At 44.6% G+C, this 14,341-nt stretch carries 13 protein-coding genes, 1 rRNA gene and 1 pseudogene; 8 read left to right on the top strand and 7 right to left on the bottom strand.

Annotated features, from left to right (window positions below):
- Nucleotides 1–83: 83 nt before the first annotated feature.
- Nucleotides 84–1,682 (bottom strand): DGQHR domain-containing protein, encoded by a 1,599-nt coding sequence (locus H6F66_RS25730; protein ID WP_190427678.1) that lies wholly within the window; start codon nucleotides 1,680–1,682, stop codon nucleotides 84–86.
- A 163-nt stretch (nucleotides 1,683–1,845) separates the two neighbouring features.
- Here H6F66_RS25730 and dndC point away from each other — a divergent pair, with 163 nt between their 5' ends.
- The 3 genes from dndC (at nucleotide 1,846) to dndE (ending at nucleotide 6,336) form a co-directional block, all read left to right on the top strand.
- Nucleotides 1,846–3,462, top strand: a complete 1,617-nt coding sequence (gene dndC / locus H6F66_RS25725) for a DNA phosphorothioation system sulfurtransferase DndC (RefSeq protein WP_190427676.1) — start codon at nucleotides 1,846–1,848, stop codon at nucleotides 3,460–3,462.
- Between the two features lie 136 nt (nucleotides 3,463–3,598).
- Nucleotides 3,599–5,587: a DNA sulfur modification protein DndD gene (dndD, locus tag H6F66_RS25720; protein ID WP_190427674.1), complete on the top strand. Its 1,989-nt coding sequence runs from the start codon at nucleotides 3,599–3,601 to the stop codon at nucleotides 5,585–5,587.
- A 356-nt stretch (nucleotides 5,588–5,943) separates the two neighbouring features.
- Nucleotides 5,944–6,336, top strand: coding sequence for a DNA sulfur modification protein DndE (dndE, locus tag H6F66_RS25715; RefSeq protein WP_190427671.1), 393 nt, complete (start codon nucleotides 5,944–5,946; stop codon nucleotides 6,334–6,336).
- Nucleotides 6,337–6,498: 162 nt separating this feature from the next.
- Here dndE and H6F66_RS25710 read toward each other — a convergent pair whose 3' ends face one another.
- A complete protein-coding gene (locus tag H6F66_RS25710) occupies nucleotides 6,499–7,716 on the bottom strand; it encodes a class I SAM-dependent methyltransferase (RefSeq protein ID WP_190427669.1) in 1,218 nt (405 codons plus the stop codon).
- The gene (locus tag H6F66_RS25705; protein ID WP_190427667.1) at nucleotides 7,706–8,689 is read right to left on the bottom strand and encodes a PfkB family carbohydrate kinase; all 984 of its coding nucleotides are present in this window, start codon (nucleotides 8,687–8,689) and stop codon (nucleotides 7,706–7,708) included. Before H6F66_RS25705 ends, H6F66_RS25710 begins: the two co-directional genes overlap by 11 nt.
- Before the next feature lie 206 nt (nucleotides 8,690–8,895).
- On the opposite strand from H6F66_RS25705, the gene H6F66_RS25700 reads away from it, so the two are divergent.
- The 5 genes from H6F66_RS25700 (at nucleotide 8,896) to H6F66_RS25680 (ending at nucleotide 11,942) form a co-directional block, all read left to right on the top strand.
- The gene (locus tag H6F66_RS25700) at nucleotides 8,896–9,171 is read left to right on the top strand and encodes a helix-turn-helix transcriptional regulator (RefSeq protein WP_190427666.1); all 276 of its coding nucleotides are present in this window, start codon (nucleotides 8,896–8,898) and stop codon (nucleotides 9,169–9,171) included.
- A 52-nt stretch (nucleotides 9,172–9,223) separates the two neighbouring features.
- The gene (locus H6F66_RS25695) at nucleotides 9,224–9,802 is read left to right on the top strand and encodes a PD40 domain-containing protein (RefSeq protein ID WP_190427663.1); all 579 of its coding nucleotides are present in this window, start codon (nucleotides 9,224–9,226) and stop codon (nucleotides 9,800–9,802) included.
- A 150-nt stretch (nucleotides 9,803–9,952) separates the two neighbouring features.
- Entirely contained in the window at nucleotides 9,953–10,600 is a 648-nt protein-coding gene (locus H6F66_RS25690; protein WP_190427660.1) for a DUF6391 domain-containing protein, read from the top strand.
- 82 nt (nucleotides 10,601–10,682) lie between these two features.
- The gene (locus tag H6F66_RS25685; protein ID WP_190427657.1) at nucleotides 10,683–11,060 is read left to right on the top strand and encodes a photosystem I reaction center subunit IV; all 378 of its coding nucleotides are present in this window, start codon (nucleotides 10,683–10,685) and stop codon (nucleotides 11,058–11,060) included.
- 3 nt (nucleotides 11,061–11,063) lie between these two features.
- Nucleotides 11,064–11,942 carry a DNA-formamidopyrimidine glycosylase gene (locus H6F66_RS25680; protein ID WP_190427655.1) on the top strand — a complete coding sequence of 293 codons (879 nt, stop codon included), beginning with the start codon at nucleotides 11,064–11,066 and terminating at the stop codon, nucleotides 11,940–11,942.
- A 346-nt stretch (nucleotides 11,943–12,288) separates the two neighbouring features.
- Here H6F66_RS25680 and H6F66_RS28645 read toward each other — a convergent pair.
- From H6F66_RS28645 to rrf, 4 genes and pseudogenes are all read right to left on the bottom strand, one after another.
- Nucleotides 12,289–12,644: pseudogene (locus tag H6F66_RS28645) on the bottom strand (IS1 family transposase); the annotation flags it as partial.
- 42 nt (nucleotides 12,645–12,686) lie between these two features.
- Nucleotides 12,687–13,082: a hypothetical protein gene (locus tag H6F66_RS27885; protein ID WP_199313352.1), complete on the bottom strand. Its 396-nt coding sequence runs from the start codon at nucleotides 13,080–13,082 to the stop codon at nucleotides 12,687–12,689.
- A complete protein-coding gene (locus H6F66_RS25670) occupies nucleotides 13,048–14,022 on the bottom strand; it encodes an IS701 family transposase (protein WP_199313351.1) in 975 nt (324 codons plus the stop codon). The genes H6F66_RS27885 and H6F66_RS25670 overlap by 35 nt, the downstream gene beginning before the upstream one ends.
- A gap of 209 nt (nucleotides 14,023–14,231) precedes the next feature.
- A 5S ribosomal RNA gene (gene rrf / locus H6F66_RS25665) occupies nucleotides 14,232–14,341 on the bottom strand; the annotation flags it as partial.

The following is a 14,341-nucleotide window of genomic DNA, read 5'->3' as shown; positions in this document are numbered from 1 at the left end:
TTTTAGTTGATTGGAGTGTATCTGAGATCCAAGTCTTACCCGGAACTACTCCACACTCAGAAACACCCCATTGACTCGGCGTGTTAAAGGACTGGTGGAAGCCCTACTGCTTTCGGTTCAACAAACTTACCATCAAAGCCCATCGTTTGTTTTTCAATAGTTCTTGCATCAGCCAGAGCCTTGCGAAGTTCCGCACGTTCCATCTGATCCTGAATTCCACCCAAGATGTAAACCACTAACCTCGCCGCCAAATCCCTTCCAGAAACCTGCACCCTCTTTTTATTTGGGTCATACAAAACCCCATACCACATAGATTGCGGGTACTCCATACCACTAAATCCGCCTTCCAGGTCGAACTTTCGCAGCTTCTTAAAAATGTCTTCCAGCGATAAACCTTTCCTAAATACCAAGATTCCCAAAGCTTGAACTAAAGCCACTTGACCAACAGGACGGAAAAGCATATTTCCCTCACCGCCATCCTTCTCAAAGCTGAAGCGTCGTAATTCCGGCGTATCCATTTCTTCGAGTATCTGATAACTTGGAAGGTTTGCCAAATTATCGAAAAGCTTCTGAAAATCCTCTATTCCCTCCTTCAGTTCCTCATCCTCCGGCCGCATGGCAATTAGACCTTTTTCCAAGGGTTTCCAGTGAGGGAACTTTTGCCCCAAATATCGCTCAGACATCTCTTTGAGAGCTTGCAACGTCGTCAAAACCGTTGACTTCGCTGCAACAGTCGCACTATTCCAATTAACGCGGGGCTTGCGATCTGAGTGCTGTTGCAAAAGCGGATGGGTGACAGCGATTTTTCTAGCAACAATCGAAAAACCATCATCCTCATTCAGCTGTGCTAACTGTCCTTTGCTCAAAGGTGTAGCCATCAGGTTGACATGAACAAAGAGCGATCTCACACGTCGCCTTGCTTGTTCGCGGGTTTCCCCAGCAGCGATCGCACAGATGAACTCAATACCAATTTTTTCCTTGGGTAAGCTTTGCAGATAAGCAGGTTCGACTTGATACTTTTCTATCAAGTCAGCAAGCGTAATGAAAGTGTCGTAAGGAGTTTTATCCTTTTTGTACCGTTGGAGTTTACCAGTTCTAATCAACTCCATCAAACCCTGCACCCCCATCAGTCGATGTTGACCATCCAGTGCATAAACGGTTACATCCGCCTCAGAAAGGTTGAGCAAACCGACTTTACCATCTTTATCCAGTGGCGTGAATTCGGTAGTAGATTTTGTGGCTCGTCTCTGGCTATCCCACTCAGCAGCTTTGGGATCATCCACCCAAGGTTGGTTAATAACTACGAGAACTGGCGGAAACTTGTGATTTTTCCGAGCCGCCAAATACTGCACTAGGGGTGCTTGACGCGACCAATCAAGCGGACGCTGCTGAATTTCATCAATGCTATCCGCGTCAATCTCGATGTTACCCGTCTCTGGATTGTATTTTTTCTGAAGCAGGGGTAAGCAAGAGGCGAAGTTAACCCGATTTGCAAACCATTCCAGGGTGACAGAGCCTACATAAGCCTCAATACCACCCATCTCAGTTTTCTGAACGAAAATCTGATCGTTCCTCCCAAGATAGTTCTCCAGCAGTACAGCGAGTATCTGTTGATCCTTCATTTCTCCCTCCTGGTATTCGCTAGGGACATCAGCGGTCGGGTCAAATGCACTGTCATTCATAGTGATTGGCTTTCAGAGTATGGGGTAGTACAGCTTAATTTTCTAAAAAAGTCCGTGCTAAGATATAGGTTTTTAAAAACCTTTAAGCTTTAAAATACAGAAGTTACCCTTGCAGTAGATATTGTTGGGTGAAGAATACTCATGTTTTGGTAGGTAGGGAGAAATGGCTACAACGCAACAGCAAGAAAATAAAAATCAGCCAGCGCGTACTGTGGCAGAATTAGTGGATGATATCCAAGCTCTCACCACTGAAATCCAAGAGTTATACTGCTTAGACGAAATACCTTGGTGTGTCGGCTATAGTGGCGGGAAAGATTCTAGTGCAACCTTACAGTTGATCTGGAATGCGATCGCTTCCCTCCCGCCCGAAAAGCGGACTAAGACGATATATGTTATCACAACAGACACGCTAGTAGAGAACCCAATAGTTGCTGCCTGGGTACGCAATTCCCTTAAACAGATGAAGTCTGAGGCTGAAGCGCAAGAACTCCCATTTGAACCCCATCTGCTACAGCCAGAATTCAAAGAGACATTTTGGGTAGGTTTGATTGGTAAAGGATATCCAGCGCCGCGAGGAAAATTTCGCTGGTGTACAGAACGCCTCAAAATTAATCCCTCTAACCGCTTTATTCGTGATGTTATTCGCTCCAGCGGTGAAGCCATTCTTGTCTTGGGAACTCGCAAAGCTGAAAGCACAAAACGTGCTTTCAGAATGAAAAAAATGGAAGCTCAACGGGTACGCGATCGCCTCAGCCCTAACATGAACTTGCCCAACTCCCTGGTTTATAGCCCTATTGAAGACTGGGAAAACGACGAAGTTTGGATTTATCTAATGCAGTGGGAAAACCCTTGGGGATACAGTAACAAAGACTTATTCGCCCTGTATCGGGGTGCTTCTGCGGATAATGAATGCCCTTTAGTTGTTGATACATCTACTCCTAGTTGTGGTAGCTCTCGTTTTGGTTGCTGGGTTTGCACAATGGTTAGTCAGGATAAATCACTGACAGCAATGATTCAGAATGACGAACAGAAAGAGTGGATGCAACCTCTACTTGATTTCCGTATGGAATTAGATGCTGAAGAAAACCGTGAGCGACGAGATTTTCGGCGGAGAACTGGTGAAGTGCAACTGTATGAGCGCAACTTAGAGGGTGAGATATCTGTTGAGCCTATTCCTGGCCCCTATCTTAAAGAAGCGCGGGAGGATTGGCTTAGAAAACTCCTTACTGTTCAAACACAAATCCAGCGCACAGCACCAGAAAATATGCGTGACATTACGCTAATTACAATAGAAGAAATGAGCGAAATTCGTCGCATCTGGTTAGAAGAAAGACACGAGTTTGATGATAGTTTACCTCGCATCTATGAGGAAGTCACAGGCGAACCTTTCAAAGATCCGCGTCCTGGTGCTGGTAGTAGTCTGCTAGGCGGCGATGAATGGGCTGTGCTAGAGGAAATCTGCGACGACGATAAGATGCACTTGGAACTCATGGCGAAGCTGCTAGACACAGAACGCCAGTATCGCAAGAAGTCTCGCCGCGTCGGTATATATGAGACTCTAGAGAAATGCTTTGAGACGAGTTCGCGATCGCCTGAAGAAGCCATTAAAAACGCCCACTTAAAACGTGATTTAAAAACCGCAGTTGGTAAAGGCGACGTTGACAAGGTAAAGCAGCTGACTTTGGGGGATGCGGTGGATGAAGATAACAGTGAACCCGTCAAACAGGAAACTTGGGGAAGTTTTAAATTTCCAGCCAGGAATTTAGACGATGGAGATTAACTGGTTTAACTGGTTCCCAGGCTGAGCGTGGGAACCCTTTACTAGAGGCTCTGCCAAATAATTGAATTTCCGGACGCTCCGCCTCCTGAGTGCATTCCCAGTCTCAGACTGGGAACGAGAAATATAAAACATAACCATGATTTTTCTTGAACTTGTACTGCAAAATTTTGGTTCTTATAGCGGACGACAAATTATCAACCTTCGTCCCATCGTTGATGACAATTCGCGTCGTCCAATTATCTTATTAGGTGGAATGAATGGCGGCGGAAAAACTACCTTCATGGATGCCATTCGTCTCGCGCTTTATGGACATCGCGCCCAATGTTCCACAAGGGGCAACTTGAGTTATAGTGATTTTCTCACACAATGCGTTAACAGCCACGCTCCGCCAATTGAAGACACTCGCGTAGAGTTGCTTTTTGAACATATCGAAAACGACAAACCAGTAAAATATAGGATTATCCGCTGTTGGACAAAAGACCCAAAAGACGGTAAAGATAACTTAGGTATTTTTGAAAAAGATGAAGATTGGCCCTCTGGCTTAGCTAATATTTGGGACGAGTACATTGAAAATCTGCTGCCATTAGGCATCTCTAATTTGTTTCTCTTTGACGGCGAACGAGTTAAAGAACTCGCAGAACAAGAAGTACCTCCACCTATTGTAGTTGATGCCATTAGCGGACTTTTAGGTTTAGAACTAGCTGAACGTTTATCAATAGATTTAGAAATATTAGTCAACCGCAAACGCAAAGCAATCGCTGATATCCAAGACCTAGCAAACTTAGAGGAACTTGAACAAAAACTCAAATTTCAACAAGAAGAATATCAAGTAACCGAGAATCAGCTAAAAGACCTTAAAGATGACTTGGAAGAAGCCGAAAAAAAGCAGCAAGAAGCATTTGATAAATTCATTACAGAAGGAGGTAAAATTGCCGGAGAACGTAGCCAGCTAGATAAACAGCGTCAGCAAAAAACAGTGGAAGCTGATGAAGCTCGTCAAGGTATGTGTGACTTAGCAGCAGATGTTTTACCGCTAGCGTTGATTGAACCTTTACTTACTCAGGCACAAACTCAAGCAGAAAAAGAATTTCGCATTCAACAGGCACAAATTGCACGGGATATATTATTTGAACGGGATAAGCGCCTGCTGAATTGGATTAGCCAGGTGGGTATTTCAGAAGAAAAAATTGAAAAAATTAAAGCTTTTCTCGACCAAGATATAGATACATTGAATTCACATTTTATCCAGCCTGAAGAATTGTGGTTATTAGCTGATGCTGAAAGCTTGAGCCAACTGGGTAATATCCTTTACTACTTGCAAAATGCTAAAAATCTCGCTCGTCAGCAAATAGGAATTATTAAAAATAAAGAGGAAGATATTATAAGGCTGGAAAGACAAATACAGACTGCTGCATCACCCGAAGATTATAATCATCTGCTTGTAGCACTTAAAGAAGCACAAAATAAAGTTGCTGAAGCTAAGGCGGCATATGAAACAGCCAATCATCGTTTAGTTGAATTAGACGCTGCGATCGCTAAGTTTAAAAAGGACTTAAAACAGTATACTGAGCAAAATATTGATCGGAAAAATAACGAGCATATTATTGCTGCATCTGCTAAAGTTCAAGAAACACTCAAGGTTTTCCGCGAACGATTGACGTTGAGAAAACTCAATAAATTAGAAGTTGAGGTGACAGAGTGTTTCCGTTATCTCCTGCACAAATCCGATTTAGTGCATCGCGTGGCAATTGACACCAACAGCTTCAGCCTTTCTCTTTACGATTTACAAGGTAAACTTGTTCCTAAACATCGCCTTTCAGCAGGAGAAAAACAACTACTAGCCATTAGTTTCTTGTGGGGATTAGCGCGGGTTTCTGGACGGAATTTACCAGTGGCAATTGATACGCCTCTCGGACGTTTAGATTCCTCACACAGAGCTAATTTGGTAGAAAGATACTTTCCCGCAGCCAGTCATCAGGTAATATTACTTTCTACTGATACTGAGATAGGAAAAAATGAGTTTCATAAATTGCACGAAAATGAAGCGATCGCTCGTGAATATCTCTTAAAATACGACTCCGGTAAGCAGCAGACAGTAATAGAACCAGGTTATTTCTGGGAGTAATCCAACCTCCCGCCGTCTTATCCAACCGAGTCCTGCTAACCTGCCATTGGCTACAAAATTAAACAGAAGAAGCGGGTTTGAAACCCGCCTCTGAAACCTTATTTGAGTACGTTTGGGTAAATTCCCTATGTCACCATTATTGACTCGCTCACCATAACTGTGCAATCTATCAAGTCATTTTTTGCACAATCTTTAAGAACTCCTGCTTAAATGTAAAGAATATACCAGCGATGTCCCAAAGGGACGACCCTTTTGAGGGGTTCGCACTTAATTAACTCAGCTTCCCCCATAAGCGGGAGCGCCACCACTCTCATAAGCATATCTCTCTTCTTTTACTACAGCCGAGCCGCTTTCTTATGGAACCACCATTTGACAGAATTAAACTTTCTCAAACTGCCAAAGAACAGCTTACTAAGCTAAAGCGCAGTACTAAAATAGAGCAGTGGAATATCCTTTGTCGCTGGGCGTTTTGTCGTTCTCTCTGCGAACCAAGTATTCCTTCACCAGTGCCAATTCCTGCTGATAGCAATGTCGAGATGACTTGGCGCGTCTTTGGCGGAGAAATGTCTGATATTTTGTTAATCGCCCTGAAACAACGCTGTCACAATGATGGCTTAGGTACTGAACGAGAAACTTTAGCTAATCAATTTCGCCTCCATTTGCATCGCGGAATTGGTTATTTAGCTGGAGATCCAAATATTAAGAAAATTGAAGATTTGGTTGCTGTGGCAATGGAAATAAAAAGTTAAGTTAGGCATTGACTTTAGCCGTTTATTTCTGAGAGTATATTTTCGATAAGGAAGAAATAGCATTTAATATTTTGTTGGAACGGATTTCCATCATTTAAAAATGCCATAAAGTAAAGTGGGCAAAATAGCCAAGGTAAATAAAACTTTGTCTCGCATCGCTTATCACATCAATGGCATTTTTAAACCCTTGAGACTTCGCCCCCTTTCCTCCTCCCGCAACCCTTTGGTTTGCACCAATACCCCAAAATTGCCCAAACCCATTGGATCAATTAGCTGGTGTAGCGTATCCCGACAGCGGAGTAAACCAGAAATGCCTTGCGACTTTACGATATTTTCTCCCCCTGTAGAAAGGGCAGTAATGCGATCGCCCAAACCCAACGCCATCAAAAACAACCCTTGCTGAGTAAAACCCAACTTTGGCAATTGCAAGCGATCGCCCCAGCGCTCCAGAGCCGTAAAATCCACATGAGCCGTGATATCCTGCTGCCCAATATTTATATAAGGGTTGTCATGGTGCATATGGCGGTAATAGCACTGTAGCGTCCCCTGTCTCCGCCCTAGACTATAATAACGACTCGCCGGATAGCCATAATCAATTGTTAAAAGATACCCACGTTGTAGCGCTTCGGCGACTGTACTCAGCCAGTTATAAGCTGCTAAATTAATTTCACTGCGATACCCATCTGCATAAACGCTAGAAAGTAATTCAATCCCCACCAAGTCCAAATATTCTGTCAGCTTTGGTGTCGAAGGAACGCCTGTCACTTCCTCGAAAGTCACTCCATCCCTCGAAGTAACATAAATTTCCCGAATTTGCCCTTCTTCAACAGCAAACTGATGCACTGGTAACGCATCCACCAACTCATTAGAAAAAAAGCAGCCGACAATAGAGTTTTTCGGTATTTCTTCTAGAGAACACCACCTTACTAAGGCAGCAGTTTTACCCAGCATATTCTGTAAAACTTGCTGTTGTTGAGAAATTAACCCAGGGGCAATTTCAACAATAACGTACTCCAAAACCTCAAAAATTTCTGGATAGTGTTGTTGCAAATAGCGCAAAATATCTGCCGCTAAGATTCCCGCACCAGCGCCCATTTCCACAAGGGTAAAAGGCACCGGATTCCCTAGAATATCCCACATTTCGGCAAATTGTTCAGCTAGTAATTCGCCAAAGTCAGCACCCAGATGAGGCGAAGTAAAAAAGTCACCCTCCGCCCCAATATTAACCGCATTAGTAGCATAGTAGCCGTGCTGCGGTTCGTACAGCACCCACTCCATATATTGTGCAAAAGTGATGCGCCTTTCGGGACTTTCTGCGATGCGACTAGCAATTAAACTTCGCAGCAGCACTTCAGAAGGCTGAATTAATTCATCCTTCATCCTTCATTTTTCCCAGAAACTCTTCCACTTGGGCTGCTGTTGGCTGGGAAGCGATCGCTCCCGGCTTCATTGCACACGTCGCCCCCACCGCACTAGCATATCTCACCACACGCTTAGCCATTTCTGCATCGGTAAGACTTTTGATGCCATGTTGACACAACTGATGGATGAAACCAGCAACAAACCCATCACCCGCACCTGTTGTATCCACCACCGGGACGGAAAAAGCAGCCAGCCTACCTTCATTTTCACCCAGACAGTATGCACAACCTTTTTCACCAGAAGTCACTAAAACGCCTTCTACTGAATCCAGACGATAAGTAATAGCGCCAGCATCCATTGTGTCAAATAGCCATTCGGCTTCTTCTTCAGCAACCTTGAGGAAATCGACGTGCTTTAAGAGTTCTAAAATCAGAGGCTTAGATGCGCTAGGGTCAGGCCAAAACATATCGCGCCGATTCACATCTAATACAATTTTGACATCGTACTGATCTGCGAGATTAAGCGCTTGAGCGATCGCTTCCTTACTATCGGGATAAGCTAACTCCAGCGTCCCCAAGACTAGAAAATCAGCCTCTTCAAACAAAGCCACTGGCAGATTAGACGCACTCAGGTGAGTATCAGCAAATTCTGTGGTATCAAGTTCGCCAAACCCGGCAAACGTGCGATCGCCCTCCAAAGAGCGTGTAACATAAACTTGTCGCGTTGGTGCCGTAGGATGGCGCTGTACGCCCTTAGTATCTACACCTACATCCTGCAACAACTTTACCAATTCGTTTCCCGGCGCATCTTCACCAACACAGCCAATAAATCCAGATGGCGTTCCCAACTTTACCAGCGCACACGCCACATTAGCTGGTGCGCCGCCTGGGTATGGTGTCCAAGATTCGACATCTTCAAGCGATCGCCCCAATTGCTCGGCTAGCAAATCAAACAAAATTTCTCCGAGGCAGAGAACACGGGGATGAGTCACAGCTGCACTCCTTGTGTACGTAAACTCAGCCTACCAGAAAAGGAAAAAGTTACCCCAAGGATAAAGGATAAAGAATGAATTATTCTTCCAAGTCCTCCTTGTTCCTTGCCCCTATCCCCCAATCCCAGTCGGGATCGGGCTTACCCGCCAAGGATATTCTAAAATTGAAATAGATAATAAGTAGTTATACTAAGGAAGAAATACTTATGTCCAGTAGCGAGACCCATATCCCCGCGAGTCTTTCGGATCGCGAACTGCAAATCATCGAGCTAGTTTCTGGTGGTTTAACCAACGACAAAATTGCCCAGAAGCTAGAAATCAGCAAACGCACAGTTGATAATCACATTAGCAATATCTTGACCAAGACCAAAACTAACAATCGTGTAGAACTACTACGCTGGGCGTTGCAGTGGGGAAAGGTTTGTATAAATGATGTTAACTGCTGCCCCTTGCCAACGCCTAGTGATGAAGTGATTTCCTAAAATGGCTAATAGCTAATGGCTAATTGTCAATAGCTATTAGCCATTAGCCATAATGATTATTCGTTATCTGTCAGTTTTAGCAGTTGCATTATTCGCTGGATTGAGCAGTTGTAGCAATGGTGTCTTGCTCACCCCACCCCCACAATTGCTCGGAGCCTCCTTAAATAGCTTAGCTGCCGAGCAAGAACCCCAGCTATCCTACGATGGGCGCTACTTGGTCTTTACCTCCTCCCGCCAAGCCCATCGAGGCATCTTTCTTTATGATGTCCGCCAACGTCGCCTGATTAACTTACCAGGACTCAATCAGTCCAGTATCATTCAGGAACAACCAGACATCAGTGCCGATGGTCGTTACATTGTATACATCTCCGAGGAGCGAGGCAAGCCAGATGTATTCGTTTATGACCGCCAAGCCTTGCAATCTGAAGTCATTACTGACAATATTTCAGGCGAAGTCCGCCATCCGACAATTAGTGGCAATGGTCGATTTATAGCCTTTGAATCTAACCGTTCGGGACAGTGGGACATTGAAATTTACGATCGTGGCCCCAGCATAGAATTATCCTTACCTAGACCCGCGTCGCTTCCAGAAACGTCACAGCCTGCGCCTCCCGATACTCCTAGCCCCTAGAGAAGGAAAAAGACAAAAGTGAAGAATTCTTGTTTTTTGCCTTTTACCTTTGCATGATTGCCATTTTTTCCCAACGACTTCCAGGCGTAAACGCTACAGTTGAAAAACATCTCAGTTAATCAATCTGCAAGTTTGGAGTAGTTCTGATCTATGACTACTGCTTCTGCTTCCTCTTATACTGGCAACTTCTGGACCTTTGATTCTCCCGCCCCTCAAGCCACACAAGATGCTGATTTACTCAAACAGCTAAACTTTGTTCCCGGCTTGAAAGAAATTCTGATGCTGCGTCAGGTTCATGCTTTGGAACACGCCACAGTTTGGGTTTTGAGCGATCGCTTAAACTCATATTCCTCAAGAAGTGCTTCAATGTCCCGTCAAATGGACAACGACACCTTGGGCGGTTTATCCACCGACCAAGGCTTTTACATCTACGGTCAAGTTAACACCTCCGAGTTGCATCGTGCAGTTCGCATCGCCCTCCAGCGCACCACCAGCGGCGAATGGAACCTAGCTGTGCATCCCCGTTGTGGCACGAATTTGTCTGTCGGGATGCTCGTGACCGCCGGGCTAGCCTTGGGTGTCTATCTCATCCTACCTCGCAGTCCTATAGAGCAAATCTTGGGTTTGGGCATCGCTGCCACAGCTGCTGCCCAATTAACACCTGACCTGGGTAGTCTCGCCCAGAAGTACATTACAACATCAATTCCCTTCAACTTGGCAATTGATGAGATTTCCGCGACACCTGACATCTGGGGGCGTCCCGCGCATTTCGTCCGAGTGCGCTGGCGGGAGCGGTAATAAAACTTAAAGGCTAGATGGTTGGTGCGAGTCCCGATCCAGTAGTACGCTTTAGCTTAATGACGTAAGGGAAAAAACACTTATGGTTCAACGTGGTTCAAAAGTTCAGATTCTCCGCAAAGAATCTTTCTGGTTTCAGGATACTGGGACTGTTGCATCCGTAGACCAAAGCGGCATCAAATATCCAGTAATTGTCCGCTTCAATAATGTCAACTACGCTGGTGTTAATACCAACAACTTTGGTATGAACGAAGTGCTAGAGATTGAAGCGCCGAAGCCAGGAGCCAAGAAAACTACTACGGCCGCTTCCGGTGGCAAACAAACCACCATCGACGAACGTACTCGCAGAACAGGTCAGGGGAACCGAGTTGTTGATGGCAACCCCGCTGCCGCACCAGAGTCTGGAGAAGGTAGCTCGGTTGTACAAGGCGCTCCCAATCAGGGAACTGACTCGCGTTAAGTTGTGCCAGAACTGCCTGAAGTAGAAACAGTTCGTCGGGGTCTAAATAAACTGACCCTCAACCAAGAAATTGGGGGTGGTGATGTGTTGCTTGAACGCACCATTGCCCACCCCCTTTCCTCTGTAGATTTCTTGGCTGGGGTTGCAGGTTCAGTTATTACCCAGTGGCACCGACGCGGTAAATACCTGCTTGCTGAACTTTCCCCCAGAGGCTGGTTGGGGGTTCACCTGCGGATGACTGGTCAGTTGCTGTGGGTCCCTTTGCAGGAGCCATTACAGAAACATACGCGAGTGCGGTTGTTTTTTACAGGTGATTCGGCTGAAGGCGATCGCTTCACTTCACAAGAATTACGTTTTGTTGACCAGCGAACCTTCGGTAAAATGTGGTGGGTACCCCCAGGAACTCCTCCAGAAAGAGTCATCACTGGGTTACAGAATTTAGGACCAGATCCCTTTTCCGCAGATTTTACCGTTGAGTACCTGGCTCTGAAACTGCAAAATCGTCGTCGTCCCATTAAAACTGCCCTGCTCGATCAGTCTCTGGTGGCTGGAATCGGCAACATCTACGCCGATGAAGCTTTATTTCTCAGTAAAATTCAACCAACAACACTCTGTACTAACCTGAGCCTAAAGCAAATTGCGCGTCTCCTCGAAGCAATTATTCAAGTTTTGCAAGCCAGTATCGATGCTGGTGGAACAACCTTTAGTAACTTTCTCAATGTCCAAGGGATCAACGGTAACTATGGCGGTGTCGCCTGGGTTTATAACCGCGCTGGTGTCCCCTGTCGAGTCTGTAACACACCCATTGAACGAATCAGATTAGCCGGACGCTCGGCTCATTTCTGCCCCCAGTGCCAACAATCTACTTGTCCGAAAAATTGAAAAACAGTCTGTGTCTGGCGGGTGCATCACGGTTTTGCAAGAATGTCAAACCAGTAAGAGTTCGCTCAGGTAGGCGCAAGGAAGTCTTAGCATCTGATTCACATCTTTGGGTAACCATTGTGCCCCGAAAATCTTTAACCTTGGAGCTATTTGTTTAACTGCCCACTCAACGGTTCCTGAACCAATTGCATATACATTTTCTCTTAAAATTTACTTGTATAGCGCTCGAAGCAAAGGTGAGGAGATAATAGAGAAAAAGGAAACGTCAAAAAAAATGCCTGCACCCTACAGCTACGACTTAAGAAAAAAGTGCTTTCTTGCGAGACGTTGCTGAAAGAGTAATGATTTAAGCGAAAAGAGGAACTGTTCGATACTTCAAATAGTGGAGCAGCAAGCGAAGCGAACACTTCAACATCAAGGACTGACGCAGGAGTAGCACAAGGTTTTTCGGTGCTACCGTGCCAGGTAATGCCCCTGCCCTTGTGTTCGCCCCCTCAACCCGACTCATATAGGTCTTGCTGATAATTCTGGTCGCCCGACTCAATGAACATCGGATAGACCTTCCATCCATCGGTGACATAGAACAAACAGTGCCAGCACTTGACGAGCAGCCACAAGGGCTTAAAGGTTTCTGCACTGCCATCACCCTATCACCCATGCCAGAATTCCAGCTTGTTTGTGATTAACGGTACACCAAATAATCCCTCTTTTGTTACTAGGGGGAGAGGATAATCAGGAAGAGATTCAACTAGCAATAGGGAAACTGACAGGAGAAGCGCGAAAATCATTCATGAGGTGAATTAATTTCAAAAAGCAACGTTTCATCCCAGGAATGTTAAATACTTGTAGCCAAGGCTGAATCAAACAATAAAAAATATAGGGTTGAAGAATCAATCTCAGGTTATTCAATGCACTCTGACCTGTTGAACCGAACTCCCAATCAGGATGTTGACTATGTTGAGAAATATTGGAGTCACTTGAGTCTGGCACTAATGATGTAGATGTTGGGCTTGATTGGGGTAAAAATTGAAATGAAGCAGCCTGAATGCTGACTAAAAGATAGGCGCTAAAAATCATTCCCCACCACCGTTCAATACTTTTATAGTCAGTTAGACGAAAATCCGCCCAGCCCTTGTTCATTCTTGACTTGCTTAAAACCATATTCAATCCAGTTTCGTAAACTATATAACTGAGCTACATTCGGTGGCAAATCAATTGATAAATTGGTCATGATGTACCAACTTTCATCTCCAGTTGGGTCGGGAGTATTTGTCTTACTAATTTGGTAATATCTCCGGCGGTGACGTTTGCCAAAAATAATTTCTCTCAGGTAACGAGTTTCGGTTGGGCGGTGCGAAAGCTTTTGCTGGTAAGCTTTCCAGCGGTTATAACCTTTTTGGCTTCCGGGCGGCATCAACACTCCATGATTCGAGCGAATTGCGACGATAAACATCATTTGTAACTTCTCTATGCAGCTAATTACATCTCCACTTTCTCCGTAGAGGCTATCTGCTAAAACTAACTTGATTTTAAATCCCCATTCTTTTAACTCTTGAATCATATCTATTGCTATTTGGGGTTTGGTTTTATATTTGTCTCCTGGTTTTAGGCGGTTTTTTGGTTTAAATATTTGAAAGATTAATGGATAAGTAATTCCCTCTACTACCCCATAGGCGTTTACTGACACTATTCCATTTTCGACTTTCCCTAAATTTCCAATATATTGACGAGTTACATAGTCGGTTGATTTTCCCTTTTTCTTATCCCCGGTTTCGTCAATACATAAAATTATTTCTCTTTCCCCAATCAACCTTTTTGTTAACCACAGCCTCATTCCTCTTATTTTTTTTGTATCCCACAGTGCATCTCTCAAAAAATGATGTAATGATTGACCGGATTTTAGACCTACTGTTTTCGCTCTTTTTGGCAAGGATTTTTGGGGGATTTCTGATAGCATCCCTAGGTGTAAATACTTGAATGCTTCAAAATGCCTGACATCCTCAAATATTGAATAATACTGTTGACAATAGTTATCGATGAAGCCGACTGTATTTACTGCTTCTCTACGTGGCGTAACCATCGCTGTTACTTACTGTTTCTGGTTTCCTTCCTAATTATCCTCTCCCCCTAGTAACACAAGAGGGATAATCATTTCATTGTTCAAAGATAGACTTATCTCAGCACGATTAAAAGAACGATTAGATGCGTTTGCAATAGACAACTCTCTAGCTACCAAAACCGCAAAGCCGACTTCAATATTTATTGAAGTCGGCTTTGATTGAAAATATAACCTGGCACTGAGCTATTTTCCCAGGCAGTCACCCACCAAGTATCTTCGCCGCAGCCGCGTTTCACCTCCGAGTTCGGGATGGAGTCGGTGTGGTTCCACAGCGCTAATA

This window comes from Trichocoleus sp. FACHB-6, from assembly GCF_014695815.1.
In the GTDB taxonomy this organism is placed as follows: domain Bacteria; phylum Cyanobacteriota; class Cyanobacteriia; order Cyanobacteriales; family FACHB-T130; genus Funiculus; species Funiculus sociatus.
Note: the sequence above shows the minus strand (reverse complement) of the source record. Positions and strands in the feature narration are given on the sequence as shown.

Bases quoted from the DNA above. Each gene is read 5' to 3' on its own strand.
- H6F66_RS25730 (WP_190427678.1), bottom strand. From the start codon at position 1,682: ATGAATGACAGTGCATTTGACCCGACCGCTGATGTCCCTAGCGAATAC.
- dndC (WP_190427676.1), top strand. From the start codon at position 1,846: ATGGCTACAACGCAACAGCAAGAAAATAAAAATCAGCCAGCGCGTACT.
- dndD (WP_190427674.1), top strand. From the start codon at position 3,599: ATGATTTTTCTTGAACTTGTACTGCAAAATTTTGGTTCTTATAGCGGA.
- dndE (WP_190427671.1), top strand. From the start codon at position 5,944: ATGGAACCACCATTTGACAGAATTAAACTTTCTCAAACTGCCAAAGAA.
- H6F66_RS25710 (WP_190427669.1), bottom strand. From the start codon at position 7,716: ATGAAGGATGAATTAATTCAGCCTTCTGAAGTGCTGCTGCGAAGTTTA.
- H6F66_RS25700 (WP_190427666.1), top strand. From the start codon at position 8,896: ATGTCCAGTAGCGAGACCCATATCCCCGCGAGTCTTTCGGATCGCGAA.
- H6F66_RS25695 (WP_190427663.1), top strand. From the start codon at position 9,224: ATGATTATTCGTTATCTGTCAGTTTTAGCAGTTGCATTATTCGCTGGA.
- H6F66_RS25690 (WP_190427660.1), top strand. From the start codon at position 9,953: ATGACTACTGCTTCTGCTTCCTCTTATACTGGCAACTTCTGGACCTTT.
- H6F66_RS25685 (WP_190427657.1), top strand. From the start codon at position 10,683: ATGGTTCAACGTGGTTCAAAAGTTCAGATTCTCCGCAAAGAATCTTTC.
- H6F66_RS27885 (WP_199313352.1), bottom strand. From the start codon at position 13,082: ATGAACAAGGGCTGGGCGGATTTTCGTCTAACTGACTATAAAAGTATT.
- H6F66_RS25670 (WP_199313351.1), bottom strand. From the start codon at position 14,022: ATGGTTACGCCACGTAGAGAAGCAGTAAATACAGTCGGCTTCATCGAT.